Raw genomic sequence first — 25,048 nt, forward strand, 5'->3', positions numbered from 1 at the left:
AGTGTGCCCGGTGCAGATCCCTCCTCCTCGGAAAAACCCCTCTTGCCAGACCTTTCGCAGCGAAATCGTATTAGCGCGCCGCATCACCATACCAAGCCACCGCAACCGCCTGACGCTCTCGTTGCCGCGGCTTTCCCGAAGGAAGGCTGGACCGTCGCCAAGTTCCGGATGCGACCCACGCGGCCGTTTGGAACGGCGGAGATGTCGCACAGTTCGCAGAGTCGGAAAAGCCCCTTTGACTCCGCTAGTTGCAGTGGTAAACGTTCTGTTAACGAATCGAGGTCGCACTCATTCGTCGGGGCTGTTGCGCCAAGTTTGCGCTCACCTTGACCCGGCTGGGTTGGCGAAAAGCCACACAAAATTCGATTTAAGTTCTGCGCCAGGTGACGGCGTGCGTGATTTGCGCGTGCTCTTTTGTGGAGAAGTTGAGATGGCTATTCGTGTGGACACAGACGGCAACGGCACATTCGATCAGGAACTTAATGATCCCACGGTTACGCTACCAACAATCACCGATGTGCCCAATGACGCAGACTCCAAACTCGACGTGGTCATTACGGCCCCAGGATCGAGTGCCGTGATCGACGGCGTGATTTTCCGCGCGGTCACTTCCACCAACGCTGGCACCGGTGTCTACAATACCTTCCTCGCGATCGGCGACAACGACGGCAACGAAGCCGGCTTCAATTCCGACGACACGCCTCCAATCGACGCCACCAATGTCAACATCGACCAGTCCAAGACTCATACCGTGCTGCTCGCCAATGTTCCGATCACGGTAATCAACGGCGTCCAGTATTACGAAGTCCGGATCGATATCAACGATGCCAACAACGTCCCCAATGCGCTGATCTCGCTCGATACCTTTAAAGTCTACACCTCGACGAGCAATGCGATCGAGAGCACTACGCAGCTGTTCGCTCAAACCAAGATTTTCGACATCGACGACAACGGCGGCGGTGATATTTCGATTTTGCTCAGTGACGCGCAATCGGCAGGCAGCGGCAACGACGATTATTCGATACTCATCCCGGTTTCGAAGTTCGGCGGAGCCGACCCTGCCACGACCTATTTCTATATCTACGCGGAATTGGGCTTCGCCGGGGGCGACTATGTCGCGGGCTCCACTTTTGAGGAATTCAATCTCCAGGATGCCGTCACCCTTGTCGGCACAAAGTTCAATGACCTTGACAACGACGGCGTGCGCGATGCGAATGAAGTCGGTGTTGGCGGAGTTACCGTCTTCATCGATACTGACAAGGATGGTGTGCTTGATGCCGATGAACGTTCTACGGTCACCGATAGCAATGGCAACTATACCTTCTACAGCACTGCAGCCGGCACTTACCAGATCGATGAAGTAATCCCCGCAGGCTCGACGCAGACCACGGGGGCTTTCGAAACCATAACGATTTCCAGCAACCAGGCCGGCACTCACGGCACTTACGTGATCGCCCCAATCGGCAACCACTACCCGATCCCCAACATCTCGATCGATAAGGCTTTCGTGAACATCACCGACGGGCCCGATGCCGGCAGCGCCTCGACCACCGTGATTAACGGTGCGGGCGATGTGGCCAACTACACTATCGCCGTGACCAACAACGGCGAAACCGCGCTGACCGGCGTGGTGGTAACCGATACGCTGTCCGATTCGGGCGCGGTCGCGGTGCTCAAGACCGGCGGCTTCAATTCGGGCGATACCGACAGCGACAACGTGCTCGATGTTGCCGAAACCTGGCTTTACACCGCTACCCAGACCGCCACCCAAGCCGATCTCGACACCAACGGCGGCGGCGATAGCGACAAGGACAACTCCGCGACTGTCGTCGCCACGCAGCAGGGCACCAGCAACACGGTTACCGCCACCGATGCGGCGGCGGCCCCGATCGTGCGCGCGCCCTCGATTGCCATCACCAAGGTGTTCAACAACTGGTCGGGCGGCGACGGCGACACCATCGGCGATTTCGCCGGCGATGTGGCCAACTACACCATCATTGTCACCAATACCGGCAACGTCACGCTAACCAGTGTCGTGGTCACCGATCCGCTGACCGGCAACGTTTACAACGTCGGCACGCTGGCTCCCGGTGGTTCGAGCGCGCCGCTCAGCGAAACCTACACGCTGACGCAGGCCGATCTCGATTCGAACGGCACGAGCGAGGTCAACAGCATCCTCTCAGGTTCGATCGAGAACACCGCGACTGCGACATCGGGCCAGACCGGTCCGGCTTCGGCCAGTGCGGTGGCGCCGATTACGGTCGTGCCTCAAATTGCGATCGACAAGACCTTCGTCAACTGGTCGGGCGGCAACGGCGATGCCATCGGCAATGCCGCCGGCGATGTGGCCAACTACACCGTCAAGGTCACCAACACCGGCAACGTCACGCTGACCAACGTCACCGTGGTCGATCCGCTGACCGGGCAGAACATCTCGGGCGTGACCCTCGCGCCGGGAGCGAGCCAGACCTACAACACCACTTACACGCTGACCCAGGCCGATCTCGACAACAACGGCGGCGGCGATGGCGACATCGACAACACCGCGACCGCCGACTCGCTGCAGACCGACGCGGTCCAGGACAGCGCGGTGGCACCGATCGTCCCGGCCCCGTCGATCAATCTAACTAAGTATGTGAAGACCGACCAGTCCGGCGGGTTCCAGGACGCCAACAACCCCGATGGGCCGATCGCCAGCACCAGCACCACTGTCAACTTCATGGTGCTTCTGCAGAACTCCGGCAACGTTACGCTGACGGCGATCCACCTGAGCGACAGCGTAATCCACACGGTCAATGGAACGGCAAGTGCGCCGCAAACCATCGACTACAATGACCCTGCCTACAATGCCTGGGTCGATCTCGACGGCGATCAGGTGAAGGATGCCGGCGAAGATTGGGTAACGCTCGATGCCAACCATGACGGCACGCTGGATAGCGTATCTCTCGCGGTGGGCGGCTCGCTCAATATCTACTACTCGCTGACCTCGCTGCTCGGCCAGCATGAGAATACCGCAGTCGTAACCGCCACCGCGATGTTTGGCGGGGCATCGACTACCGACAACGACGATGCCAACTACTACGTGCTTCCGAGCAAGGATTGCGTGGGCGTGGGAACTCCGGGGTTCTGGTCGAACAACGGGTCCAAGTTCTGGGACGGCATCGCGGGCAACGAATCGCACGTTGGCGATCCCAATGTTAAGGGCGACAGCGATCCGGGCTTTGCCGATGGCGAACTGCTCTATGCAGTCGATTCGAACAAGGACGGCGTTGTCAACGCCTCCGATCAAAAGGGCCTGCTGATCGGTGACTACAACCACAACGGCATCACCGATGCAGGCGAAGACACGCTGTTCATCACGCTGAGCAATGCCACAACCCTCATCAACGCTTCGCAAAAGGAGCAGCAGGACGCCAAATACAAGGTTGGCCGCGATATGGTTGCGACCTGGCTCAACTACCTGGCAAACGGCGGTTCAGAAGGCGATAAATCGTCCATCGACCGGCCCGGCACGAGCGATGATGGCATCAATCCGATGCACTTCCTGCAGGATGCAATCAACTGGATGCAGCAGTTCGCAAGCAACCAGAATTCGAGTTCGTCCGCGCAGAATCTTGCCAACAATTACCATGCCGGCAACACTCAGGCGATGTTCCAGATTAGCGATGCCGCGATCAAGACGAGTGCAGATGCCTGGTCCAAACCGTTCCAGGACATCGATCATTCGGGATCGACGATCCACAGTTCGCTCGATGGCTACAACAACACCGGCGTGATCGCGGGCGTAGAGTTCACCTGTGACCGGGACAATCCGGATGCAATGTTCGCGGTGCAGCAGGTGATTGCCTGAGGCGCAGGGAAATACGTTGACTTCGTTTCGAGGTTAACGCGATTGACAGGAGCGGGGTCTGCGCAGCAGGCTCCGCTCTAATCGCCACAGGGGGGGCTGATCGTGCAATCTGATACCGATGTTGAACTCCCCAAGGGCCGCCTCGCACCGTGGCTTTCTGGCCCTTTGCGGAAGAACCGTGCCACCTATTTCAAGGTCGGCGTTGCCGCAGCGGTGATCAACCTGTTCGCGCTGGTCACCTCGCTGTTCTCGATGACGGTCTATGATCGCATCGTCCCCAACAATGCCACCGATTCGCTGATCGGGCTGACTATCGGTCTGGGCATCGTTATCGTGTTCGATTTCATCCTCAAGGCGCTTCGGGCCTATTTCGTCGACATTGCCGGGGCGCAGATTGACCGGGATATCGGCCGTTCCATTTTCCAGCAGATCCTCGACATGCGGCTCGACCTGGGCAAGGGATCGACCGGCGGCCTGGCCGGGCTGGTCCGCGAGATCGAGACGCTGCGCGATTTTTTCGCCAGCGCGACGATGAGCGCGCTGGTCGACTTGCCGTTTATATTCATCACCCTGGCAGTGATGGCGCTGATCGGCGGCTGGATCGTCATGGTGCCGATTGCGCTGATCCCGCTGGTGGTGATTACCGCGCTGCTTTCCCAGCCGGTGATGAACCGGCTTTCAGCGCAGGCGCTGGGCGAAGCGCTGGGCAAGCAGGCGGTGCTGGTCGAGACGATCGGCAGCCTTGAAACGGTCAAATCAGCCAATGCCGGGGCGATGCTGACCGAACGCTGGGACGACGCGGTATCGGGCCACGCCACCGCTTCGCTGCGCCAGCGCGTAATTTCGACCATTGCGATCAACACCGCCGGATCGGTGCAGACCATGGCCTATACCGGAGTGGTGATTTTCGGGGTCTATGCGATTGCCAACCAGACGCTGACCATGGGCGGACTGATCGCGTGCTCGATCCTGTCGGGCCGCGCGGTGGCGCCGCTGGGCACGATCGCCCATTTGCTGACGCGGATGAACGCCGCCCGCACCGCCTACCGCCAGATCAACGTGATGATGGAAAAGCCGCCCGAAGGCCCCGCCGGCAGCGGGCTGGCACTGGGCACGGTGCGCGGCGGGCTGGAATTTCGCGATGTCGATTTCCGCTATCCCAACGCGTCGGAACTGGCGCTGACCAATGTCAGCTTCCGGATTCAGCCGGGCGAACACGTGGCGCTGATCGGGCCGATCGGATCGGGCAAATCGACCATCGCGCGGCTGTTGATCGGGCTCTACCCGCCCACCAGCGGGCTGGTGATGATCGATGGCACCGATATCCGCCAATACAGCCCGCTGGCGCTGCGCTCCAAGGTCGGCGCGTTGTTCCAGGACAATGTCCTGCTGACCGGCACAATCCGCGAAAACATCACGCTGGGGCGCGAGGATATCGACGATGCTGAAATGGTCCGCGCCGCGCAGCTCAGCCGCGCGCACGAATTCATCTCGCAGTTCCCGACCGGCTATGATCTGAGGCTGGCCGATCGCGGCGACGGGCTTTCGGGCGGTCAGCGCCAGTCGATTGCCATGGCGCGGGCGCTGGCCGGCAGTCCGCCGTTGCTGATCTTCGATGAGCCGACTTCCTCGGTCGATACCGATACCGAGGCGCAGCTGATCAAGAACCTCAAGACCGAATTCGAAGGCCGGACGCTGATCCTGATCACCCACCGGCCATCGCTGCTGCAACTGGTCAACCGGGTTATCCTGATGGCCCGGGGCCGGGTGGTAATGGATGGAACGCCCGAACAGATCACCGGGCAAGTGCGCAAGCTGACAACAGCGGGGATGGTGTCATGAGCTACTTCAGTCTCCTCAAAGGCGATGGATCGGACGATAATGGCGATCCGGTCGAAACTCGCGAAGATGCCTTTGCACCCAGGAAATCGGCCAATTGGATATTGTGGATCATCATCGGCTTTCTCGTGTTGGCCGTTACCTGGGCCGCGCTGACCAAGGTCGATCGCACGGTGCACGGGATTGGCCGGGTGGTGCCAAGCTCGAAAATGCAGGTGGTATCGAACCTTGAAGGCGGGGTGATTCTGGAAATAACGGTCAAGCCGGGACAGGTGGTGCAAAAGGGCGATGTGCTGGTGCGCCTCTCGCCCACCTTGTCGACGTCCGAATTTGGCAGCAACGCAGCCTCTATCGATGCCCTGCGCGCCAAGGTAGCGCGGCTTAACGGCGAAGTGCGCGGCGTGCAGCCCAACTATGCCGGAATCTCGCCCAGCGCGGTCTCGGCCGAACGGGCGCTGCACGGCGCCCGCAGTGCCGAATTGTCAGGAATGTCCTCTGCCGGGTCTGCCCGCGTGGTGCAGGCCGAGCGCGCAGTTGGCGAAGCGCAATCGATGCTGGCCGCGCGCCGCTCCAACCTCGCCTCGGCACAGCAGGAACTTGATATGTTGACGCCGCTCGCCGCCAAGCAGATCGTCAGCAAGGTCGATCTGGTGCGCGCGCAGAACGCCGTCACCGTCGCGCAGAGCGAAGTTGCTGCGGCCCAGTCCGCCATTGCCCGCGCGCAGGCCGGAGTGGCTGAGGCCAGTGCCGCCACCGGCCAGGCCCGCAGCGACTGGCTGAGCCGCTCTGGCAGCGAACTGGCCGCCGCCCAGGCCGAACTGGCAGCGCGCGAAAGCACCACCGTGGCGCTGGCCGACAAGGTTGATCGCACCACCATCCGCGCGCCGATGACCGGCCGGGTCAACCGCGTGCTGGTGACCACGGTTGGCGGCACGGTGTCCGCCGGCATGCCGGTGGCCGAAATCGTCCCCACCGAAGACGCGCTTTATGTGGAATCGATGGTCCGCCCGCAGGATATCGGCAACGTCCGGCTGGGGCAGAAGGCGCAAGTTGAAATCACTGCCTATCGCGCCTCGGTGTTCGGCATGCTGCAAGGCGATGTGACCAGCATTTCGCCCGATGCAGTTGCCAATGAAAAGACCGGGGAATCGTTCTATCTGGTCGAAGTGCGCACCACCTCGCAGCTCAAGGGGCAGGATGGCAAGGTGCTGGTTATCGGCCCCGGCATGGTCGCCAATATCAATCTGCTGGGCGAAAAGCGCTCGATCCTGTCGTACCTGTTCTCGCCGATCACCAAGCTGAAAGAGAACGCCTTCAGGGAATAGACAAACCGGCGCACACGATTGGTCGCGCGCGCCGGTCTGTCATTCTGCGGGTTATTCAGCGCAGCGAGACGACGTTGTCCTTGGCGCGCGGATCGGTGCGCTGGCCGGTGTACTGGCTGGCCATCGGCTCATCCGCCACTTCGAACACCCGCGCCTGGCCAAAGCCGTTGAACGCGGTTTTCATCGCCGCGCCATAGGCACCCAGCATGCCGACTTCGATATAGTCGCCCGGCGCGATATCGGCCGGCAGCATGAACGGTCCCTCCATGAAGTCGGCATCGTCGCAAGTCGGGCCGTAGAACGAAAACGCGCTTAGCGTTTCGCCGCGGCCCGCCGAGATGCAGCGCACCGGAAAACGCCAGCCGACGTGGGCAGCATCGTAGAGCGCACCATAGGCACCGTCGTTGATGTAGAGCTCGTCACCGCGGCCGCGCTCAACCTTGACCACCAGCGAGGAGTATTCCGCACACAGCGCCCGGCCCGGCTCGCACCACAGTTCCGACGAATAGCTGACCGGCAGCGATTCGGCGGCGCGGTGGAGCGCACCGAAATAATCTTCCAGCGGGGGCGGTTCCATGCCCGGATAGATCGAAGGAAAGCCGCCGCCGACATCGACGATATCGACCGTGACCGCCGCATCGACAATCGCCGCACGGACGCGTTCCAGCGCCTGGACATAGGCAAACGGGGTCATCGCCTGACTGCCGACGTGGAAGCACACGCCGAGGCTGTCTGCGACCTGGCGGGTGGCCTGCAGCAGCGGCGCGGCATCGGCCAGATCGATCCCGAACTTCGAGGCGAGGCTGAGCTCTGAATAGTCCGACGAGACGCGCAGGCGCACGCACAGCGACAGGTCTTCGGCGTGGCTGGTGGCGGCAACGATCTTGGCCAGCTCTTCGTGGCTATCGAGGCTGAACACGCGCACGCCGTGGACCGTGTAAGCTTCCGCAATCGCGCCTTGCGATTTCACCGGGTGCATGAAGCACAGCACCGCCCCGGGCAGCACCGAGCGGACGAGGCGCACTTCGGCGATCGAAGCGACGTCGTAATGCGTCACCCCGGCTTCCCACAGCACCTGCAGCAGGTCGGGCGAGGGATTGGCCTTGACCGCATAGAGCGATTTGCCCGGAAACTTCTCGGCAAAGAAGCGGGCGGCGCGCGCGGCGGCGTGCGGGCGGTTCAGGATAACGGGTTCGTCGGGCGAAAGAGCGCGAACTACAGCCGATGCATCAGGATAATGGTGCAATTCAAGGGACCCCCAATAGGCCTTTCGGCCAAGTACAACACGATAGTCGAAGGCTGCCTTGCGGTTATTGGAAGTCCCCATGGGGCAGCGGAGGTGCCTATAAAGATTCGCGCCTTAACCGCAAGTGAAAATGAAGCCTCTCGGCCCCGAAATCACCTCTGCATCAGGTGATCGGCCACCGCACGGAAGGCCGGCAGCGAGGTTGGATCGAAGGCGCCGTTCGCTGCGACCGGATGCGAGCCGAACCGGACGATCGTCACTTCGGCCACCGGATCAACCCAGATCGCCTGGCCGTGGATTCCACGCGCGGAAAAAACGCCGTGATTTCCGCCTATTGTCCACCACTGGCTGTTGTAGGAGCCGCCCGGGATCCACTGGTATCCGGCCGGGGAAAAAGCCTCGGCGCTGCCGCCGGCCTTGATCGCGGCAACGGCCGGGCGGGCGATGACCTGGCCGCCCTGCCCGGTTCCGTCCAGCCGCATCACTTCGCCAAATCGGGCCATATCGCGCAGAACCGGGTTCAGCCCGCCACCGGCAAAAGGCATCCCGGTCGAATCGGTGAGGAAATCGGCGTCCTGTTCCATCCCCAGCGGCTGCCAGATTCGCGCCGACAGCACGTGATCCAGACGCTGGCCCTCGGTGCGCGCGACCAGCCAGCCCAGCACTTCGGTGTTGCAGGTGCGGTAGGTAAAGCGCGCGCCGTGTTCGCCAGCCTTCCTGATCGTGGGGAGGAAGGCATAGACATCGCTCGCCCCGGCATAGCCCGGCGGACGCGGGGTCAGCCCCAGCGCATTGCTCATCGCTCCGATACCGCTGGAAGGATCGGTATATTCCTCGCTGAAATCGAGTGCGGTGGTCATATCGAGCACCTGCCGCAGTGTGGCATCGGCAAAGCCGCTGGCGGCCAGTTCGGGGATGAGATCGCCGATCGGCGCGGCCGGATCGAGCCGGCTTTCAGCAATCAGCATTTCGGCCAAGGTGCCAACGAAGCTCTTGGTCACCGAAAAGGCGATGTGCGGGGTATCACGCCGGGTGACGCCGAAATAGCGTTCATAGACCACGCTGCCGCGGTGCATCACCAGCACCGCATCGGTGAAATTGACCGCCAGCGATTGTTCCCATGTCAGTGCCTGACCGCTGTCCAGCGCCTTGAAGCTGACGCCGTCCAGATCATCGCGCGGCGCCTCGGGCAGATCACAGACCGGGCCCGACCCGCGCGAAACCCGCGCCGTCGGCAGGAATTCGCGCATGTGCGAAAAGGCATAGCGGTGCGTGGGGAAACGCATGTGATCCGCCCGCTCCCACGCCAGCCGCCTGGCTTCGGGCGGGGGCAGACCTTCCATCCAGCCCATGGTGACGGGATCGGAGGTATGGGCGTCGAGGATTTTATCTGACATAAGACTCTCCGGCATTGTTCACGCAGAGCATGCCTCAGGACAGCCGGTCGCGAAAGTCCTCGTAACCGAACCGCTTGATGCAATCGAGGTGATCGCTCTCGCTGTCCCACAGCCAGATTGAGGGCAGCGGCACCCCGTTGAAGGTGGTGGTCTTGACCATCGAATAATGCGCCTGATCGAGGAACGCGAAACGCTGGCCGACACGCGGCCCATCGGCAAAGCGGTAATCGCCGATCACATCGCCGGCCAGGCACGACGGCCCGCCCAATCTTACAGCTTCAGGGGGCCGCACTGCCCCGCCTGCGGCTTCATCGATCTCGATATCAAGCTGCGGCAACTCGCCCAGCATCGCCGGGCGGTAGGGCGCCTCGATCACGTCGGGCATATGGCAGGTGGCGGAAATGTCGGTGATCGCCACCGGCATCCCGTTCCAGCCCAGATCGAGCACGGTGCCAATCAGTATCCCGGCATCGAGCGCCACCGCTTCGCCGGGTTCAAGGTAGACCTCAGCCCCGGTATCGTCTTTCATGTCGATCAGGAACTGGACCAGTTCGTCGCGCTGATAGTCGCTGCGGGTGATGTGGTGTCCGCCGCCGAGGTTAATCCATTTGAACTGGCCGAAATAGGGCTCGAGCGCATCAAACGCCACGTCCCAGGTGCGGCGCAGCGGCTCAAAATCCTGTTCGCACAGCGTGTGCATGTGGATCCCGTCGACCAGTTCCATATGCTCTTCGGTCAGCTGGTCGATCGGAAAGCCAAGCCGCGAGTGCGGCGCGCACGGATCATAGCGCGGCACTTCGCCCGTCGGGTGCAGCGGGTTGAGGCGCAGGCCGATGTCGAAGCTCTCCCCCCGCCCGCGCGCCGCATCAATGATCGCCGAGCAGCGCAAAATCTGATCAGGCGAATTGAACACCACGTGGTCCGACAGCCGCAGGATTTCGTCGAGGTCCTCCGGCTTGTAGGCCGCACAATAGGTCGCGATTTCGCCGTCGTAGAACTCAGACGCCAGCCGCGCTTCCCACAGCCCCGAGGCGCAGACCCCGTCGAGATATTCCCCGATGATCGGCGCAGTCGACCACATTGAAAACGCCTTGAGCGCGCCCAGCACCTTCACCCCGGCCCGGTCGCGGACATCGGCAAGGATCGACAGGTTCTGCCGCAGCCGCGCGGCATCGACCACGAACGCAGGGCTATCGACGCGCTGAAGGTCAAACTGGGCAAATGCACCCGGATCGCCGGCTCTGGTTTCCATTTTCTAGGTCCAATTAGTTCACGCAGAGACGCGGAGGAAGAAAGGGAGGCGCAGAGAGTTACTGCGGCTTGTAGTCGTTGACCACCCTGCGGATGCCGTCCTTCATCGTCGCCTCGGAGAAATTCAGAAGCAGCCCGACGGGCTGCTTCAGTGGCCGCAAATAGGTCAGGAGCTGCTTGGCATGAGTCTGGCTGAGCTTCTCGACAGCCTTGATTTCGACGACAAGCCGATCATCCACCAGCAGATCTATCTTGAAGGCCGGATCGTAGGTTACGCCGTCGAAGACGGCCTTCACCTGAAGCTGCCGATCAACCTTGAGGTCACGTCGCCGTAAGCGGCCAGCGAGAACGGATTCATAGACGGATTCGAAAAGACCCGGACCAAACTCCCGGTGAATTGCGATAGCCTCTTCCAGGATGATTGAACTCAACTCATCGATTGGAATCACCAGCCCCTCCGCGTCTCGATTTCCTTCTCCGCGTCTCTGCGTGAACTATTCTGACTTTGCCTCAAAACGCCACCGGCCCGTCCAGTTCCTTGACCTGCCACGGCAACCCCTGCTCGTTCAGCATGTCCATAAACGGATCGGGGTCCAACTGCTCGATGTTGAACACGCCCTGCCCTTCCCACGCGCCCGTCAGCATCATCGCTGCGCCGATCATCGCGGGCACGCCGGTGGTGTATGAAATCGCCTGATTGCCGGTTTCGGCATAGGCCTCTTCGTGGTCACAGATCTGGAAGATGTAGTAGGTCTTTTCACCGCTGCCATCGAGCGCTTCGCCGGTGGCGATATCGCCGATGTTGGTCTTGCCTGTGGTGGTCGGCCCCAGCGTTTCGGGCTTGGGCAGCACTGCGGCGAGGAATTGCAGCGGGACGATTTCCTTGCCCTGGTACATCACCGGATCGATCCGCGTCATGCCGACGTTCTGCAGCACGGTGAGGTGGGTGATATAGGCGTCGCCGAAGGTCATCCAGAACCGGGCGCGTTCCAGTTCCGGGATGAACCTGGCCAGGCTTTCCAGCTCCTCATGGTACATCATGTACATGGTCTTGGGGCCGACCGCTTCAAAGTCGAAAGCAACCTTTTTGCCCATCGCCGGGCTTTCGACGAACTGGCCATGCTCCCAGTGCCGCGCCGGGGCGGTCACTTCGCGGATGTTGATTTCGGGGTTGAAATTGGTGGCAAAGGCCTGGCCGTGATCGCCGCCGTTGCAATCGAGAATGTCGAGCTGGCGGATGGTCTTGAGCTTGTGCTTGCGCAGCCACATTGCGAACACGCTGGTCACGCCCGGATCGAACCCGCTGCCCAGCAGCGCCATCAGGCCAGCCTGCTTGAACCGGTCCTGATAATCCCACTGCCATGAGTATTCGAACTTGGCCTGATCCTTGGGCTCATAATTCGCAGTGTCGAGGTAGTGCACGCCCGCCGCCAGGCAGGCGTCCATGATCGGCAGATCCTGATAGGGCAGCGCCAGATTGACCACCAGCCTGGGCTGGATCTGCTGGATCAGCCGGGTCAGCGCGGGCACTTCCTCGGCGTCGATTTCGTAGGTCGAAATGGTTTGCCCGGTGCGTTCCAGCACCGAAGCGGCGATCGCATCGCACTTTGACCGGGTCCGACTGGCGAGGTGAATCTCGCTGAAAATTTCCGCATTCATCGCCATTTTATGAATGCAAACCGAGCTGACCCCGCCCGCACCAATCACCAGAACCTTGCTCACGTCTCGAATCTCCTTGCCAGCCTTTGGCGCGCATATAGGATTGTTTCATGACCGCACAACAAATGCCCACTCTTCTGCTGCGGGTGCCGACTCCGGATGGAGTCGCGGTAGCCGCTGGCAAGATAGCGCAATTGCTGCCGAAAACACCCCTGCTGGAAGCGTCGGTGAACGGCACTTCGGTGTGGTTCAAGGCGGAAAGCCTGCAACCGGTCGGCGCATTCAAGATCCGCGGCGCCTGGCACCGGCTGACCGACCTTTCGGAGGAACAACGCGCGCGCGGGGTGGTCGGCGTGTCCAGTGGCAACCATGCGCAAGGGGTGGCCTGGGCGGCCAAGCGGCTGGGGATCGCCGCGACTATCGTCATGCCGGTCGATGCCCCCCGCACAAAGATCGAAGCAACGCGCGGCTACGGTGCCACTGTGGTGCTCTATGACCGCCCCGGCGGCGAGAACCGTGATGCGGTGGCGCAAGACTTGATCGATCAAAGCGGCGCGATCCTGGTCCACGCCTATGGCGATCCGTGGGTGATCGAGGGACAAGGCACCACCGGCACCGAGATCACCGCGCAACTGGCCGAACGCGGGCTTGCCGGGCCAACGCGGATCGTCTGTCCGTGCGGCGGCGGCGGCCTCACTGCCGGGCTCGCGCTCGCCTGCCCCGATGCCGAGATCGTGCCGGTGGAGCCCGAAGGGTGGGACGATGTCCGGCTCAGCCTTGAAAGGGGTGAGATCGTGCCGGTGCCGGACTTCAAATTCCCTACCCAGTGCGATGCGCTGCAGACCCCCGCCACCTGGCCAATCAACTTTGCGATTCTTAAAGCGAGGGTGGCCTGTGGCTATGCCGTGACCGCTGCAGAAGTGCGCGCAGCGCAGCGCTGGGCCTTTGCCCAGTTGCACCTGGTGGTCGAACCGGGCGGGGCGGCGGCACTGGCGGCGGTGCTGGCGGGCAAGGTTCCGATTGACGGCCGCACCGCCGTGGTGCTTTCGGGCGGTAACACTGATCCCGCCGACTTTGCCAAGGTACTGGCCAGCAGCGATTAGTTGCATTTGACAATCGGTTGCAAAACGAAGAATCTCCGCCGCCTCGGGTCATAACGAACGAGGGGGAGAACAATGGAAGCCAAAATGCTCGCGCCGGCCGCTGTGCTGGTGCTGTGGTCGCTAATCATGCTGACATGGACTGCAGCCACCCGCCTTCCGGCGATGAAAAAGCTGGGCACCGATATCAAGACCGCAGCGCCCGGCGGGCGCGGCCAGAACCTTGAAGGTGTGCTGCCCGATAGCGTGCAATGGAAATCGCACAATTACGCCCACCTGATGGAGCAGCCGACGATCTTCTACCCGACGGTGGTGATCCTGGCCCTGACCGGCGCCAGCGCAGGGATGATCCTGCTCGCCTGGGCCTATGTCGCGCTGCGCATCGCCCATTCGCTCTGGCAGGCGACGGTGAACACGATCCCGGTCCGTTTCTCGCTGTTCATCTTGTCCACAATCTGTCTGCTGCTGCTGGCAATCCACGCATTTGAACAGACCGTACTGGCCTGAGGCATTCGGCCATGAACACCGCGCAAATCATCACACCAGTCATTGCTCTGGCAGGCTGGACGATCCTGATCTGGGGCTGGATGCTGGTGACCAGGCTGCCAGCGCTGCGGGCCGCCGGGGTGAAACTGGGCAAGCTGCGCGGCGGCACCGGACGCAATGCCGAAGGCGTCGTGCCCGATGCGGTGCAGTGGAAGGCGCACAACTACAATCACCTGCACGAAGCGCCGACTGTGTTCTATGCGGTCGCGCTTGGTCTGGCTGTGATGGGCCACGGTGATGGCCTCAATGCGGCACTCGCCTGGCTCTATTTCGCGCTCCGGGTGGTGCATTCGCTGATCCAGACTTTGTGGAACAAGGTGATCTGGCGGCTTGCCGTCTATGTCGCGTCGCAGCTCGTGATCGCCGCGCTGGTGATCAGCGCTGGCTGCGCATTACTGAAATAACGGAGGGGACTGAACATGATACAAGCCGATATTCTGAGGCCGCTCGCCGTGCTGGCGGGCTGGACCATGGTGATGTGGATCTGGATGTACGCAACCCGGATCCCTGCGATCAACAAGCTGCCCAAGCCGACCGAAGCCGGTGCCGATCAGGGCTGGACCGGGGCCATGCTGGAAAGCCTGATCCCGCGCGAAATCCAGTGGAAGGCGCACAATTACAATCATCTGCACGAAGCACCTACGGTGTTCTATGCAGTAGCACTGGCGCTGGCTATGATTGGCCAGGGTGACGGGATGAACGCCACGATCGCCTGGGCCTATGTGGCGCTGCGGATCGTCCATTCGGTCTATCAGGCGACGGTCAACAAGGTGATGCCGCGCTTCATGCTGTTCGTTCTGTCCAGCCTGTGCCTGATGGCGCTGACGCTGCACCTGATCCTGGCGCTGTTCCACTGATCTGCCGGCCGGGGCGAACGCAGCGCTCGTCCCGGCCGCGCATCAGAACAACTTACGCAACGAAAAACCGATCACCCGCCCGCGCGGGTCGAGATAGTCGCTCTGGTACGAAAGCGGCACCTGGCTGCTGCCATCGGTGACGCGCTGCCGCGAATCGAACAGGTTTTCCACCCGCAAGCCGGCGCGCATACCCTTGAGGAAGGGCACCTCGCGGACCCATTTGGGCCGCGCCGAAAAATCGACAAACATGAACAGATTGATGCTGCTCTGGCTGCCGAAGCGGATATCGCTGGTGCCCGGCGCACCTGACGACTTGACCGTGGTCGGCGCACTCCAGCTGCCCTGCACAAAGGTGCCTAGCCCCTTGTAGAACAGCCCGCCGTTGAATTCGAGGCTGTGGCGCGGCGTGCCGCTGGCCGACAGCGCGTCGCCGCCCAGAAGATCGAGCACGGGTCCGCCCGGCGAGATCGTCACGCGGTTTTCGAACTGCACCGTGTGGTAAAGCCCAAAGCTCCATCGCCCCGGGGGGCCGCCGGCCCCGCCGCCGAACAGCGCACCCATTCCGCCGCCACCGCCGCCCCGGCCACCGCCCGCGCGCGGCGGGCCGCCAGCGCCGCCCGGACGCGGACCGCCCGCGCCAGGACCAGGCCCACGCGGCGGACCGCCAGCAGCGGGCGCAGCGCCGCCCATGCCTTCAGCCTTGCCAAACCCGGCCGACAGATTGACCCCCCAGCGCAGCCGTGCGCTTTCCTGGCGGTAGAAAGTCACCGGGCGCTGGTCGATTGCCACCAGCCGCCCGCTGCCATCACGGGTCACGCGGCCGGGGAAAGCCGCTTCGATTTCCGGCGTCAGCAAGGGAAAGCTGGCGGTGACGTTGCCTGACCGGTTGCGGAAATATTCGACCAGCAGGCTCGATCCCGAAAGCACCGGAAGCTGCCAGTTTGCCCCCAGCTTGAAATCGCGCTGCTGTTCCTTGCGCAGCAGCGGATTGCCGCCCGTTGTGAGACCCACCAGCACAGTTTCCCCACGCGAGAAATCGTACAGCGGGACATTGGCGATCGAGGTTGCCGGATTGCCCAACTGGCTGATCGACGGCGCGGTCTGGTTGACGATGTAGCTGGCCTGCAGGTTGAGCTTTTGCAGCGGGGCCCAGGTCAGCCCCGCGCTCCACCCGTTGACCATGCCGAAATCGGACAGGTGGCTCACGTCCCCGCTTAGGTTGAGCGTGACATCGCCAATCCCGGCGAGAAACCCTTCGCGCCGGCTGGTCAGCGGGATCGCCAGATTGAGCCCGCCCAGCACCCGGAACCGGTTGAGCGAAACGGGGCCAGAAAAGCTGCGCTGATCGGCGCTGTCAAACCCGATCAGGGTGAACCCGCTCTTGGCCGTTGTGGTCACATCGCCGCCCGGCAGGCGCACCGGCCGGCCGATCAGGGTGACCAGGTTCTCAACCCGGTTCGACGTGCTGGTGGCGCGGTCTTGCCCGGCACCGGGCAGCGCAGGAAGCTGCGCAGTGATCGGCAGAGTGCCCGCAGCAGCAGCGGCGACCAGCCCCGAGGTATCGGCGCGGCGATCGGTCAGCGTGCGGGTTTCGCCGCGGCTGACATCAAGCGTGGCGTTGAACTGCCACGATCCCAGCAGGCGGCTATACCCTGCCCCGGCCTGCACAGTGGTGACATTGGCGGTCTGTTCGATCGCGCCTGGCAGCGTGCGCAGCGCCACGGCCCCGCCGGGATCTGTCAGCAACGCCGAATTCAGCCCCTGCAGCGACCGCGTGTCAGCCCGGTTAGCCGCCGCGCTCAACGTCAGCGTGCCGTCCATCCCGTCCTTGCCGTACCCTTTGACCCAGGCGAAATTGACGCCGTAATTGCGCGACTGGCCGATCAGCGTGCGATAGCGCTGCGGATCGGGATCGCCCGCCACGGTGGGCGTGTTGCCCGGATTGGGTGCCAGATCGCGCTCGCTTTCAAACACCGGGCTTTGCGCCGAAAGCGTGCCGGTCAGGCTCAGCCGCCCCGGACCGTCGATCCGGGTCAGCGTGGCTTCAAGCGAACCGCCGACATACCCGCCACCCGTGGGAAACGAACTGCCCTCTTCCACCGCAAAGGCGCGATACTTCTTCTTGAGGATCAGGTTGATCACCCGGCTATCGGGCGGATAACCATAACGCTGCGCGGTTTCTTCGGGCAGGATTTCAACCCGCTGGATCGCCTCGGGCGGAAAATTGCGCATTTCGCGGAAATTGGTGATGCGCTGGCCGTTGACCATGATCACCGGCTGGCCATCACTACGGCCGCGGCCCGAGCCGGTCTGCGGCGCAACCCGCGCCACCAGTTCACCAATCGAGCCGACGCCCAGCGCCTGGATATCACCTTCGTTGAGCACCGCGATCGGCTGCTGCGGCGTTTCCAGCTGGCCGCGCAGACGGTCGCCCACCACCACCAGTTCACCCGGGCGCGGCGCGGACGAGAGGTCTTCCTGTGTTGCGGCCGGATCGGCGTCCTGCTCCACCTGGCTTGCTTCGGGCGCCAGCGGCGGAGGCGCGGCCGGGTCCTGCGCCAAGGCCGGGCTGGCAACCAAAGCCAAAGGTAACGGCCAGTATTGGATCAATCGCTTCATTATCAAAACCTGTTTGAATACGCGCAGTTGGCAGTGGCGGTGCGGGCCGTGACTGACAAGGCTTGGCCGTGTAACAAATTGTCAGGCGGGCCATGGCCATCGACCAACGGTGACGCCCGCTCTCAAGGCTTCCCTTTTGGCCATGGGAGGGCTATGGGCGCGCTCACTTCACGAATTTGTGACACCCGAAGGAATGTAAGCGCGGATGGCGAAGGAAGAACTGCTCGAAATGCGGGGCACGGTGGTGGAACTGCTGCCCAACGCCATGTTCCGCGTGCGCCTTGAGAACGACCACGAGATTCTGGGTCACACCGCCGGCAAGATGCGCAAGAACCGCATTCGCGTGCTGGTGGGCGATGAAGTGCTGGTTGAACTCACCCCGTATGATCTGACCAAGGGCCGGATCACCTATCGCTTCATGCCCGGCCGCGGCGGACCCGGCCAATTCAGCGCTTGAGCGCGCCAAGCCTGATCCTTGCCTCTGCCAGCCCGCGCCGCCGCGAATTGATCGCGCGGCTGGGGCTTGAGCCCGCCGGGGTTGCGCCTGCCGATATCGACGAAACTACGCTCAAGGGTGAATTGCCGCGCCCCTATGCTGCGCGCATGGCGCGCGAAAAGGCGCTAGCCGTGGCCGCCGGTGATGCCCATGTGCTGGCGGGCGACACGGTAGTGACGCTGGGCCGCCGCATCCTGCCCAAGGCCGAGGATGAGGCCACGGCGCGCAAATGCCTCGAACTTATGTCCGGGCGCCGCCACACCGTGCTCTCCGCAATTGCGCTGAAGGCCCCTGATGGCACCGTGCGCGAACGCCTTTCAGAGACGGTGGTGCGGTTCAAAACGCTCAACCGTGAAGAGATTGATGCCTATATCGCCAGCGGCGAATGGCACGGCAAGGCTGGCGGCTATGCCATCCAGGGCAGCGCCGAAGGGCTGATCGCGTGGATCTCGGGCAGCCATTCGGGCGTGGTCGGACTGCCGCTGTTCGAAACCCGCGCGCTGCTCAAGGCGGCTGGATTTCCCCTTGGCTGAGTGGCTGGTTGAACAGGGGATCGGCGAGGAACGCGCGATGCTGGTCGATCGCGGCGAAGCGATCGCCGCCCGCCTGCGCTGGCCCGGCGGGCTGGAACCGGGGCTGGTCGAGAATGCCAAGCTGATCGCCCGCACCGCCAATTCGCGGCGCGGTACCGCGCGCTTTGCCAGCGGCGAGGAAGCGCTTGTCGATCAATTGCCGCACGAGACCAGCGAAGGCACCGCGCTGCGCCTGATCGTCACCCGCAGCGCGATGGCCGAACGCGGCCGGCTGAAACGCGCGCAGGCCCGCCCCACGCAGGAAGCACCCCGCCCGGCCCCGACGCTGGCCGAAGACCTTGGCGCACGGGTGGTGCACCGCTTTCCCGCAGGCCTGTGGGAAGATGTGTTTGCCGATGCCTGGTCGGGCGAGGCGGCGTTTGCCGGCGGCGCGCTGACCATCACGCCCACCCCGGCGATGACCCTGATCGATATCGACGGCACGCTGCCGCCGCGTGATCTGTGCCTCGCCGCGATGGAGCCGATTGCCGCCGCGCTAGCCAGGCTCGATCTTGCCGGATCGATCGGGATCGATTTTCCGACACTGCCTGACAAGGGTGACCGTAAGCAGGCCGACAGCGCGCTTGAACTCGCGCTCGACGATTTGCCGATCGAGCGCACCGCGATGAACGGCTTCGGCTTTGTGCAACTGGTGGCCAAGCTGACCCAGCCGTCGCTGCTGCACCTGCTGGCGCGTGACCGCGCCGGCGCTGCTGCCAGGTTGCTGCTGCGCCAGGCCGGGCTGGTCGATGCGCCCGGCGCGTTGCTGCTGACCTGCGCCCCGCCGGTCGAAACCGCGCTGCGCAGCGAATGGCGCGACGAACTGGCCCGCCGCACGGGCCGGGAACTGCGGATCAAGGCCGATCCTGGTCTTGCCCTTTCCGCCGGATTTGCCCAGGCGGTGCCGCTATGACCCTCAACCGCAAATGTCCGCTGTGCCGCCGCCCACGCAGCGCCGAATTCACGCCGTTCTGTTCCAAGAGCTGCAAAGACCGCGATCTGGTGCGTTGGCTGGCCGATGGCTATGCCCTGCCCGGCGCACCGGCGATCGATGAAGAGGAAGGCAAGGCCTGAAGCCTGCCCGGCAAAGACTGAAACCCTCTTGCCAAGCGCGCGCCTGTTCGCCATAGGCGCGCTTCCAGTCGCTAGGCGTCCTTTTCAGACACTGGCCGAAGCGCTGCCCGAGTAGCTCAGTTGGTAGAGCAGCGGATTGAAAATCCGCGTGTCGGTGGTTCGAATCCGCCCTCGGGCACCAGCTTTCTGGATTAAACGACCGTCCGGGGGCCGGTCATCCAGAAAGCTCCCGAGCGCAAGCGAAGGGGCACGCTCTCCATCCAGACCTACCGGTTCCGGGCTAAACCCGTTCTTTCAGTTCAGCCCAGGCCGCCAGCGCCCGCGCGCGGCCTTCGGCGTGGCCGATCAGCTTCTTGGGATAACCGCGTACCGGCAACGGCGGATCGTGGATTGCGGCACCGGGCAAGTGCGCCAGTTCAGGCACCCAGGCGCGGATATATTCGCCGGCATCGAATTTGTCCGACTGGCTGAGCGGGGCCATGATCCGCACGAACATGTTGGCATCCACCCCGGTGCCGGCGCTCCACTGCCAGTTGACCGCGTTCTGGCCGTAATCGGCATCCAGCAGCGTATCCCAGAACCACTGTTCGCCGCGCCGCCAATCGATCAGCAGATGCTTTATCAGAAAGCTGGCGACGATCATCCGCACCCGGTTGTGCATCCAGCCCGAGTGCCACAGCTGGCGCATTCCGGCATCGACAATCGGGTAGCCGGTGCGGCCCTGCTGCCAGGCGGCAAGATCGGCTTCGGCCTCCGCGCCGCTGCGCCAATGCAAGCCATCGAATTCAGCCTTGGCATTGCTGGCGCCGTAGCCCGGCAGCGCGAGGATGACGTTCTGGGCATAGTCACGCCAGCCCAGTTCGCCCAGAAACGTGCCCGTAGAGCCGCCCGCCCGAGCGACGCGGTGCCAGATCGTAGCGGGCGAAATCTCGCCAAAGGCGAGGTGCGGGGAGAGGCGACTGGTGCCTTCCACCGCGGGCAGGTTGCGCCGATCTGCATAGCGCGCAGTGCGGCCGGCAAACTGCTCCAGCCGGTCCAGCGCGCCAGCCTCGCCCGGGGACCATTCGGCGCGAAAGCCCTCGGCCCAATCGGGCTTGGTGGGCAGCAGGTGCCAGTCCTCCAGCCGGTCGCTAGCTGGCCAGCTAGCGGGCGCCGGGATCGTGTCCGGTGCAGGCAAAGGCGCAGGCGGCGGCAATTGTTGCTGCTGCAGCGCGCGCCAGAACGGCGTGTAGATCTTGAACGGGGTGCCGCTGCCTGTCAGCACCGATCCCGGCGGAGCGAGGTAGTTGCCATGGTGCAGATGGAGCGTCAGCGCCTTGGCCACTGCGCGCTCGGCATTGCGACACCACGGTTCGTAATGATGGAGCCCGTAGACTTCGCGCGCGCCGGTCTCCTCGGCCAGCGACGCCAGCACGGCTTCGCTGCGGCCATTGCGCAGGATCAACCGCGATCCCCTGGCCTTCAGCGCCGCATCCAGCCGCGCCAGCGAATGGTGCAGCCACCACCGGCTGGCTCCGCCCATCGCGCGGTGCGCTGGGGTTTCATCATCCAGCACATAGACCGGCACCACCGGCCCAGCGGCGCAAGCGGCAACCAGCGCGGCCTGATCCGCCAGTCGCAGATCGCGGCGCAGCCAGAGGATTGTGGGACCGGTCATCGCACTACCCCTAGCGCCCGCGCACCGCCGGTCGACATGGCTTTTGGGCCACGCTCTATCAGCAGGTTGGACGGTGGCTCAAACGCCCGACAGCGGGCCCTGATCCTCGGTAACGGTCCAGGTCTGCCCCTTGGCCAGCAGCTTGCCCAGATCGGCGCTCTTGCCTTCGCGCATCTTGGCGTCCTGGCCGAGCAGCGATTCTTCGAAAGTCGGGCGCGGATCGTCATAGATCACCCCCAGCGCCATCGGGAACGCGCCGAACGGCATTTCGACCAGCATGTGCGCGATTGAACGGTTGGTTACATCGTGGACAATTACCCCCGCCGCCTGCCAATCACCGTCCAACACATCGACCACTTTCAGCGTCAGCTTTTCCACATCGAGCGCGATGCCTTTCGTGCCCCCAGACTTTTCAGAGCCGAACACCATCGGTTCGCCGTTATACAGCCAAAGTTGATGATCTTCGGCCCCCTTGGGCGCGGCGAAGGCATCGAACACGTCCTTGTTGTAGACGATGCAGTTCTGGAAAATCTCCACGAACGCCGCGCCCTTGTGGTGATAGGCAGCTTTCAGCACTTCGGGCAGGTTCTTCGATACATCAAACCCGCGCGCGATGAACCGTCCGCCCGCACCCAGCGCAAAGGCGCAAGGGCTGGCCGGGCGATCGACCGAGCCCATCGGCGTGGTCGGGCTGGTGGTGCCGATCCGGCTGGTTGGCGAATACTGGCCCTTGGTCAGCCCATAGATCTCGTTGTTGAACAGCAGCACCTGGCAATTGAGGTTGCGGCGCAGCAGGTGCATCGTGTGGTTACCGCCGATGCTCATCCCGTCGCCGTCGCCGGTGACCAGCCAGATATCGAGCTGGGGATTGGCCAGCTTGATCCCCGTCGCCACCGCCGGCGCGCGGCCGTGGATGGTGTGGAAGCCATAGCTTTCGACGTAATAGGGAAACCGGCTGGAACAACCGATCCCGCTAACGAACACGGTGTTGGCAGGATCCGCGCCCAGTTCAGGTAAGGTGCGCTGCACCGCCTTGAGGATCGCATAGTCCCCGCAGCCCGGACACCAGCGGACCTCCTGGTCCGTTTCCCAGTCCTTGAGCGAGGTGGTGATGGTGGAAATGGCGTTCATTTGCTTCTCAATTCAACTAGCTTGGAATTGTACACCGTCCTCATGGATTGTTCGTCGCCATGATCGCCATTGCCTATGCCGAGGCGCCTTCCGTTGGAAGAAACGAGCCAAACAGTCCATACTGTCGCACTCCTACCTTCAGGATGGCGCTTTTCTTCTCGGCAAAGCTCCAGACCGGTTTCGATATCGCGTTCGACAACCTGCATCATATAAGTCTCCCGTCACCCTGAACTTGTTTCAGGGTCCATTCCTCGGCACGGGCAAAGGTGGATGACGAGAGCGACCTTGCGTTAAGGACGATTGCCGAACGGCGCTCAGGTCTGAACGGCGCAATGGATGCTGAAACGAGTTCAGCATGACGAGCGAAGGGAGAGGCGGTTTTCACGGATTGGCCGATTTGATCGTGGGCATCTGCTTGGCATTGGGCGGCACTTCATCGCCGCCGGCGTTGCCGGGCACGCCATCGAAATAGGTCGCAATCGCGGCTTCGATCTCGGCGATGGCGAAGGGCTGGCCTGAGGTCTTGCAGAGCGGCTGGGCATCGACCAGGTACTGATCGCGCAGCACGGTCTTGAACTGGCCGGTGTTCATTTCGGGGACCAGAATCTTGTCATAACCGTGCAGCAGATCGCCGAGGTTTTCGGGCAGCGGCCAGATGTGGCGGACGTGGATGTGTGAAACGTCCAGCCCCTTGGCCCGCGCCTTGCGGACCGCCTGATGGATCGGGCCGAAGGTGCTGCCCCAGCCGACCACGGCGAGCTTGCCGCCTTCACTCCCCAGCGTCACTTCCTGCGCCGGGATGCTCTTCGCCACGCCGTCAATCTTGGCTTTGCGGGCTTCGGTCATGGTCTGGTGGGCTTCGGGTGAATAGTCGATATTGCCGGTGCCGGGGTTCTTCTCGATCCCGCCGATCCGGTGCATCAGCCCGGCGGTGCCCGGCTTGATCCACGGCCGCGCGCCCTTGGCATCGCGGGCATAGGGCAGCAGCGTGCCATCGGGGCCGTTGCGCTCGTTCAGGAACGTGGCCGGGAACGGGGCATAGCGCGCTGGATCAGGCACCAGCCAGGGCTCAGCCGCGTTGGCGATATAGCCATCGCTGAGCAGGATCACCGGGGTCATGTATTGCGTGGCGATCCGCACCGCTTCGATCGCGCAGTCAAACGCATCGCCGGGGCTGCAGGCCGCGATCACCGGAATCGGGGTATCGCCGTTGCGGCCATAGACCGCCTGATAAAGGTCTGACTGTTCGGTTTTGGTCGGAAGACCCGTCGAAGGTCCGCCGCGCTGCGAATTGACGATCACCAGCGGCAGCTCGGTCATCACCGCAAGGCCCATAGCCTCGGTCTTGAGTGCGATGCCCGGGCCCGAGCTGGAGGTCACGCCAAGGCTGCCCGCGTAAGAAGCGCCGATTGCGGCGGCGATTGCAGCGATTTCATCCTCGGCCTGAAAGGTGGTGACGCCAAACTCCTTCATCCCCACCAGATAGTGCAGGATCGAGCTGGCCGGCGTAATCGGATAGCCGCCAAAGAACATCGGCAAATGCGCCAGCTGCGCGCCCGCGACCAACCCCATGGCCACCGCTTCGGCCCCGGTGATCGTCCGGTAAAGCCCGGCCGGTGTTGCCACCGGTCCAACATATTGCTTGTGCAGCTGCCCGCCCAGCTCGGCGGTTTCGCCGTAAGCATGGCCCGCATTGAGCGCGGCCACGTTGGCATCGGCCAGAGTAGGGTTCTTCTTGAACTTGTTGTTAAGCCACGCGATCAGCGGCGCGCGGTCACGGTCGAACATCCACAGCGCCAGACCCAGCGTCCACATGTTCTTGCAGCGCAGCGCGTCCTTGTTGCCCAGCCCAAACGGCTTGACCGCCTCAACCGTCAGCGCGGAGATATCAAAGGCCAGCACCTGCCATTTGGCCAGGCTGCCATCGTCGATCGGGCTGACCTCGTACTTGGCTTTTTCGAGGTTTCGCTTGGTGAACTCACCCGTATCGGCAATGATCAGCCCGCCGGGCTTCAAGGCATCGACATTGGTTTTCAGCGCCGCCGGGTTCATCGCCACCAGCACATCGGGGGCATCGCCGGCGGTTTCGATGTCGGTCGAGCCGAAATTGATCTGGAACGCCGAGACGCCAAACAGCGTGCCCTGCGGCGCGCGGATTTCCGCCGGGAAATCGGGGAAGGTGGCGAAATCGTTGCCCGCCAGCGCGCTTGACAGCGTGAACTGCCCGCCGGTCAGCTGCATTCCATCGCCGCTATCGCCGGCAAAGCGGACGACCACGGCTTCGGGATGATTCTTGGTGGACGCTTCAGGTTCGGCAATCTGGGTAGCCATGCTCTATCCTTGCGGGGGACGCTGCGCGCTATCGCGCCATTGCCGCGCCCCTAAGACCCTCTCTCCTCTGGGCGCAATGAAGATTTTCTCTTCCGCGT

At 63.0% G+C, this 25,048-nt stretch carries 20 protein-coding genes and 1 tRNA gene; 12 read left to right on the plus strand and 9 right to left on the minus strand.

Annotation, left to right across the window (positions count from 1 at the left end; translation table 11 throughout):
* Window positions 1-430: 430 nt before the first annotated feature.
* The 3 genes from RMN99_RS07495 to RMN99_RS07505 all read left to right on the plus strand — a co-directional run bounded on the left by RMN99_RS07495 (window position 431) and on the right by RMN99_RS07505 (window position 7,014).
* The gene (locus RMN99_RS07495; protein WP_309622680.1) at window positions 431-3,850 is read left to right on the plus strand and encodes an SdrD B-like domain-containing protein; all 3,420 of its coding nucleotides are present in this window, start codon (window positions 431-433) and stop codon (window positions 3,848-3,850) included.
* 102 nt (window positions 3,851-3,952) lie between these two features.
* Complete coding sequence (locus tag RMN99_RS07500) at window positions 3,953-5,692, plus strand: type I secretion system permease/ATPase (protein ID WP_309622681.1); 1,740 nt, start codon at window positions 3,953-3,955, stop codon at window positions 5,690-5,692.
* On the plus strand, window positions 5,689-7,014 hold the full coding sequence (locus RMN99_RS07505) for an HlyD family type I secretion periplasmic adaptor subunit (protein ID WP_309622682.1): 1,326 nt from the start codon (window positions 5,689-5,691) through the stop codon (window positions 7,012-7,014). Before RMN99_RS07500 ends, RMN99_RS07505 begins: the two co-directional genes overlap by 4 nt.
* Window positions 7,015-7,069: 55 nt before the next feature.
* On the opposite strand, the gene RMN99_RS07510 is transcribed toward RMN99_RS07505, so the two are convergent.
* The 5 genes from RMN99_RS07510 to RMN99_RS07530 form a co-directional block, all read right to left on the minus strand.
* Window positions 7,070-8,260: a type III PLP-dependent enzyme gene (locus tag RMN99_RS07510; protein WP_309622683.1), complete on the minus strand. Its 1,191-nt coding sequence runs from the start codon at window positions 8,258-8,260 to the stop codon at window positions 7,070-7,072.
* Between the two features lie 152 nt (window positions 8,261-8,412).
* Complete coding sequence (locus RMN99_RS07515; RefSeq protein ID WP_309622684.1) at window positions 8,413-9,657, minus strand: serine hydrolase; 1,245 nt, start codon at window positions 9,655-9,657, stop codon at window positions 8,413-8,415.
* 34 nt (window positions 9,658-9,691) lie between these two features.
* Window positions 9,692-10,909: a carboxynorspermidine decarboxylase gene (locus RMN99_RS07520; protein WP_309622685.1), complete on the minus strand. Its 1,218-nt coding sequence runs from the start codon at window positions 10,907-10,909 to the stop codon at window positions 9,692-9,694.
* Window positions 10,910-10,967: 58 nt separating this feature from the next.
* Window positions 10,968-11,357: a GxxExxY protein gene (locus tag RMN99_RS07525; protein ID WP_309622686.1), complete on the minus strand. Its 390-nt coding sequence runs from the start codon at window positions 11,355-11,357 to the stop codon at window positions 10,968-10,970.
* Window positions 11,358-11,418: 61 nt separating this feature from the next.
* On the minus strand, window positions 11,419-12,630 hold the full coding sequence (locus RMN99_RS07530) for a saccharopine dehydrogenase family protein (RefSeq protein ID WP_309622687.1): 1,212 nt from the start codon (window positions 12,628-12,630) through the stop codon (window positions 11,419-11,421).
* A gap of 47 nt (window positions 12,631-12,677) precedes the next feature.
* On the opposite strand from RMN99_RS07530, the gene RMN99_RS07535 reads away from it, so the two are divergent.
* From RMN99_RS07535 to RMN99_RS07550, 4 genes are all read left to right on the plus strand, one after another.
* Window positions 12,678-13,670: a pyridoxal-phosphate dependent enzyme gene (locus RMN99_RS07535; RefSeq protein ID WP_309622688.1), complete on the plus strand. Its 993-nt coding sequence runs from the start codon at window positions 12,678-12,680 to the stop codon at window positions 13,668-13,670.
* A gap of 72 nt (window positions 13,671-13,742) precedes the next feature.
* Window positions 13,743-14,174 (plus strand): MAPEG family protein, encoded by a 432-nt coding sequence (locus tag RMN99_RS07540; RefSeq protein WP_309622689.1) that lies wholly within the window; start codon window positions 13,743-13,745, stop codon window positions 14,172-14,174.
* 11 nt (window positions 14,175-14,185) lie between these two features.
* Window positions 14,186-14,617, plus strand: a complete 432-nt coding sequence (locus tag RMN99_RS07545; protein WP_309622690.1) for an MAPEG family protein — start codon at window positions 14,186-14,188, stop codon at window positions 14,615-14,617.
* 15 nt (window positions 14,618-14,632) lie between these two features.
* Window positions 14,633-15,070 carry an MAPEG family protein gene (locus RMN99_RS07550; RefSeq protein WP_309622691.1) on the plus strand — a complete coding sequence of 146 codons (438 nt, stop codon included), beginning with the start codon at window positions 14,633-14,635 and terminating at the stop codon, window positions 15,068-15,070.
* A gap of 42 nt (window positions 15,071-15,112) precedes the next feature.
* On the opposite strand, the gene RMN99_RS07555 is transcribed toward RMN99_RS07550, so the two are convergent.
* Window positions 15,113-17,689: a TonB-dependent receptor gene (locus RMN99_RS07555; protein ID WP_309622692.1), complete on the minus strand. Its 2,577-nt coding sequence runs from the start codon at window positions 17,687-17,689 to the stop codon at window positions 15,113-15,115.
* 205 nt (window positions 17,690-17,894) lie between these two features.
* Here RMN99_RS07555 and infA point away from each other — a divergent pair, with 205 nt between their 5' ends.
* From infA to RMN99_RS07580, 5 genes are all read left to right on the plus strand, one after another.
* Window positions 17,895-18,146: a translation initiation factor IF-1 gene (infA, locus tag RMN99_RS07560; protein WP_309622693.1), complete on the plus strand. Its 252-nt coding sequence runs from the start codon at window positions 17,895-17,897 to the stop codon at window positions 18,144-18,146.
* Complete coding sequence (locus RMN99_RS07565; protein WP_309622694.1) at window positions 18,143-18,718, plus strand: nucleoside triphosphate pyrophosphatase; 576 nt, start codon at window positions 18,143-18,145, stop codon at window positions 18,716-18,718. The genes infA and RMN99_RS07565 overlap by 4 nt, the downstream gene beginning before the upstream one ends.
* The gene (locus tag RMN99_RS07570) at window positions 18,711-19,670 is read left to right on the plus strand and encodes a ribonuclease (protein WP_309622695.1); all 960 of its coding nucleotides are present in this window, start codon (window positions 18,711-18,713) and stop codon (window positions 19,668-19,670) included. The genes RMN99_RS07565 and RMN99_RS07570 overlap by 8 nt, the downstream gene beginning before the upstream one ends.
* The gene (gene yacG / locus RMN99_RS07575) at window positions 19,667-19,831 is read left to right on the plus strand and encodes a DNA gyrase inhibitor YacG (protein WP_309622696.1); all 165 of its coding nucleotides are present in this window, start codon (window positions 19,667-19,669) and stop codon (window positions 19,829-19,831) included. The genes RMN99_RS07570 and yacG overlap by 4 nt, the downstream gene beginning before the upstream one ends.
* 105 nt (window positions 19,832-19,936) lie before the next feature.
* Window positions 19,937-20,012 (plus strand) — tRNA-Phe (locus RMN99_RS07580).
* Window positions 20,013-20,111: 99 nt separating this feature from the next.
* On the opposite strand, the gene RMN99_RS07585 is transcribed toward RMN99_RS07580, so the two are convergent.
* The 3 genes from RMN99_RS07585 to RMN99_RS07595 all read right to left on the minus strand — a co-directional run bounded on the left by RMN99_RS07585 (window position 20,112) and on the right by RMN99_RS07595 (window position 24,950).
* Window positions 20,112-21,488: a deoxyribodipyrimidine photo-lyase gene (locus RMN99_RS07585; RefSeq protein ID WP_309622697.1), complete on the minus strand. Its 1,377-nt coding sequence runs from the start codon at window positions 21,486-21,488 to the stop codon at window positions 20,112-20,114.
* 78 nt (window positions 21,489-21,566) lie between these two features.
* On the minus strand, window positions 21,567-22,619 hold the full coding sequence (locus RMN99_RS07590) for a 2-oxoacid:ferredoxin oxidoreductase subunit beta (RefSeq protein WP_309622698.1): 1,053 nt from the start codon (window positions 22,617-22,619) through the stop codon (window positions 21,567-21,569).
* Between the two features lie 381 nt (window positions 22,620-23,000).
* A complete protein-coding gene (locus RMN99_RS07595; protein WP_309622699.1) occupies window positions 23,001-24,950 on the minus strand; it encodes a 2-oxoacid:acceptor oxidoreductase subunit alpha in 1,950 nt (649 codons plus the stop codon).
* Window positions 24,951-25,048 lie beyond the last annotated feature (98 nt).

This window comes from Novosphingobium sp. (assembly GCF_031417815.1).
In the GTDB taxonomy this organism is placed as follows: Bacteria; Pseudomonadota; Alphaproteobacteria; order Sphingomonadales; family Sphingomonadaceae; genus Novosphingobium.

Coding starts and splice junctions, on each gene's coding strand:
- RMN99_RS07595 (WP_309622699.1), bottom strand. CDS start 24,950: ATGGCTACCCAGATTGCCGAACCTGAAGCGTCCACCAAGAATCATCCC.
- RMN99_RS07495 (WP_309622680.1), top strand. CDS start 431: ATGGCTATTCGTGTGGACACAGACGGCAACGGCACATTCGATCAGGAA.
- RMN99_RS07505 (WP_309622682.1), top strand. CDS start 5,689: ATGAGCTACTTCAGTCTCCTCAAAGGCGATGGATCGGACGATAATGGC.
- infA (WP_309622693.1), top strand. CDS start 17,895: ATGGCGAAGGAAGAACTGCTCGAAATGCGGGGCACGGTGGTGGAACTG.
- RMN99_RS07555 (WP_309622692.1), bottom strand. CDS start 17,689: ATGAAGCGATTGATCCAATACTGGCCGTTACCTTTGGCTTTGGTTGCC.
- yacG (WP_309622696.1), top strand. CDS start 19,667: ATGACCCTCAACCGCAAATGTCCGCTGTGCCGCCGCCCACGCAGCGCC.
- RMN99_RS07540 (WP_309622689.1), top strand. CDS start 13,743: ATGGAAGCCAAAATGCTCGCGCCGGCCGCTGTGCTGGTGCTGTGGTCG.
- RMN99_RS07545 (WP_309622690.1), top strand. CDS start 14,186: ATGAACACCGCGCAAATCATCACACCAGTCATTGCTCTGGCAGGCTGG.
- RMN99_RS07585 (WP_309622697.1), bottom strand. CDS start 21,488: ATGACCGGTCCCACAATCCTCTGGCTGCGCCGCGATCTGCGACTGGCG.
- RMN99_RS07550 (WP_309622691.1), top strand. CDS start 14,633: ATGATACAAGCCGATATTCTGAGGCCGCTCGCCGTGCTGGCGGGCTGG.
- RMN99_RS07520 (WP_309622685.1), bottom strand. CDS start 10,909: ATGGAAACCAGAGCCGGCGATCCGGGTGCATTTGCCCAGTTTGACCTT.
- RMN99_RS07535 (WP_309622688.1), top strand. CDS start 12,678: ATGACCGCACAACAAATGCCCACTCTTCTGCTGCGGGTGCCGACTCCG.
- RMN99_RS07515 (WP_309622684.1), bottom strand. CDS start 9,657: ATGTCAGATAAAATCCTCGACGCCCATACCTCCGATCCCGTCACCATG.
- RMN99_RS07590 (WP_309622698.1), bottom strand. CDS start 22,619: ATGAACGCCATTTCCACCATCACCACCTCGCTCAAGGACTGGGAAACG.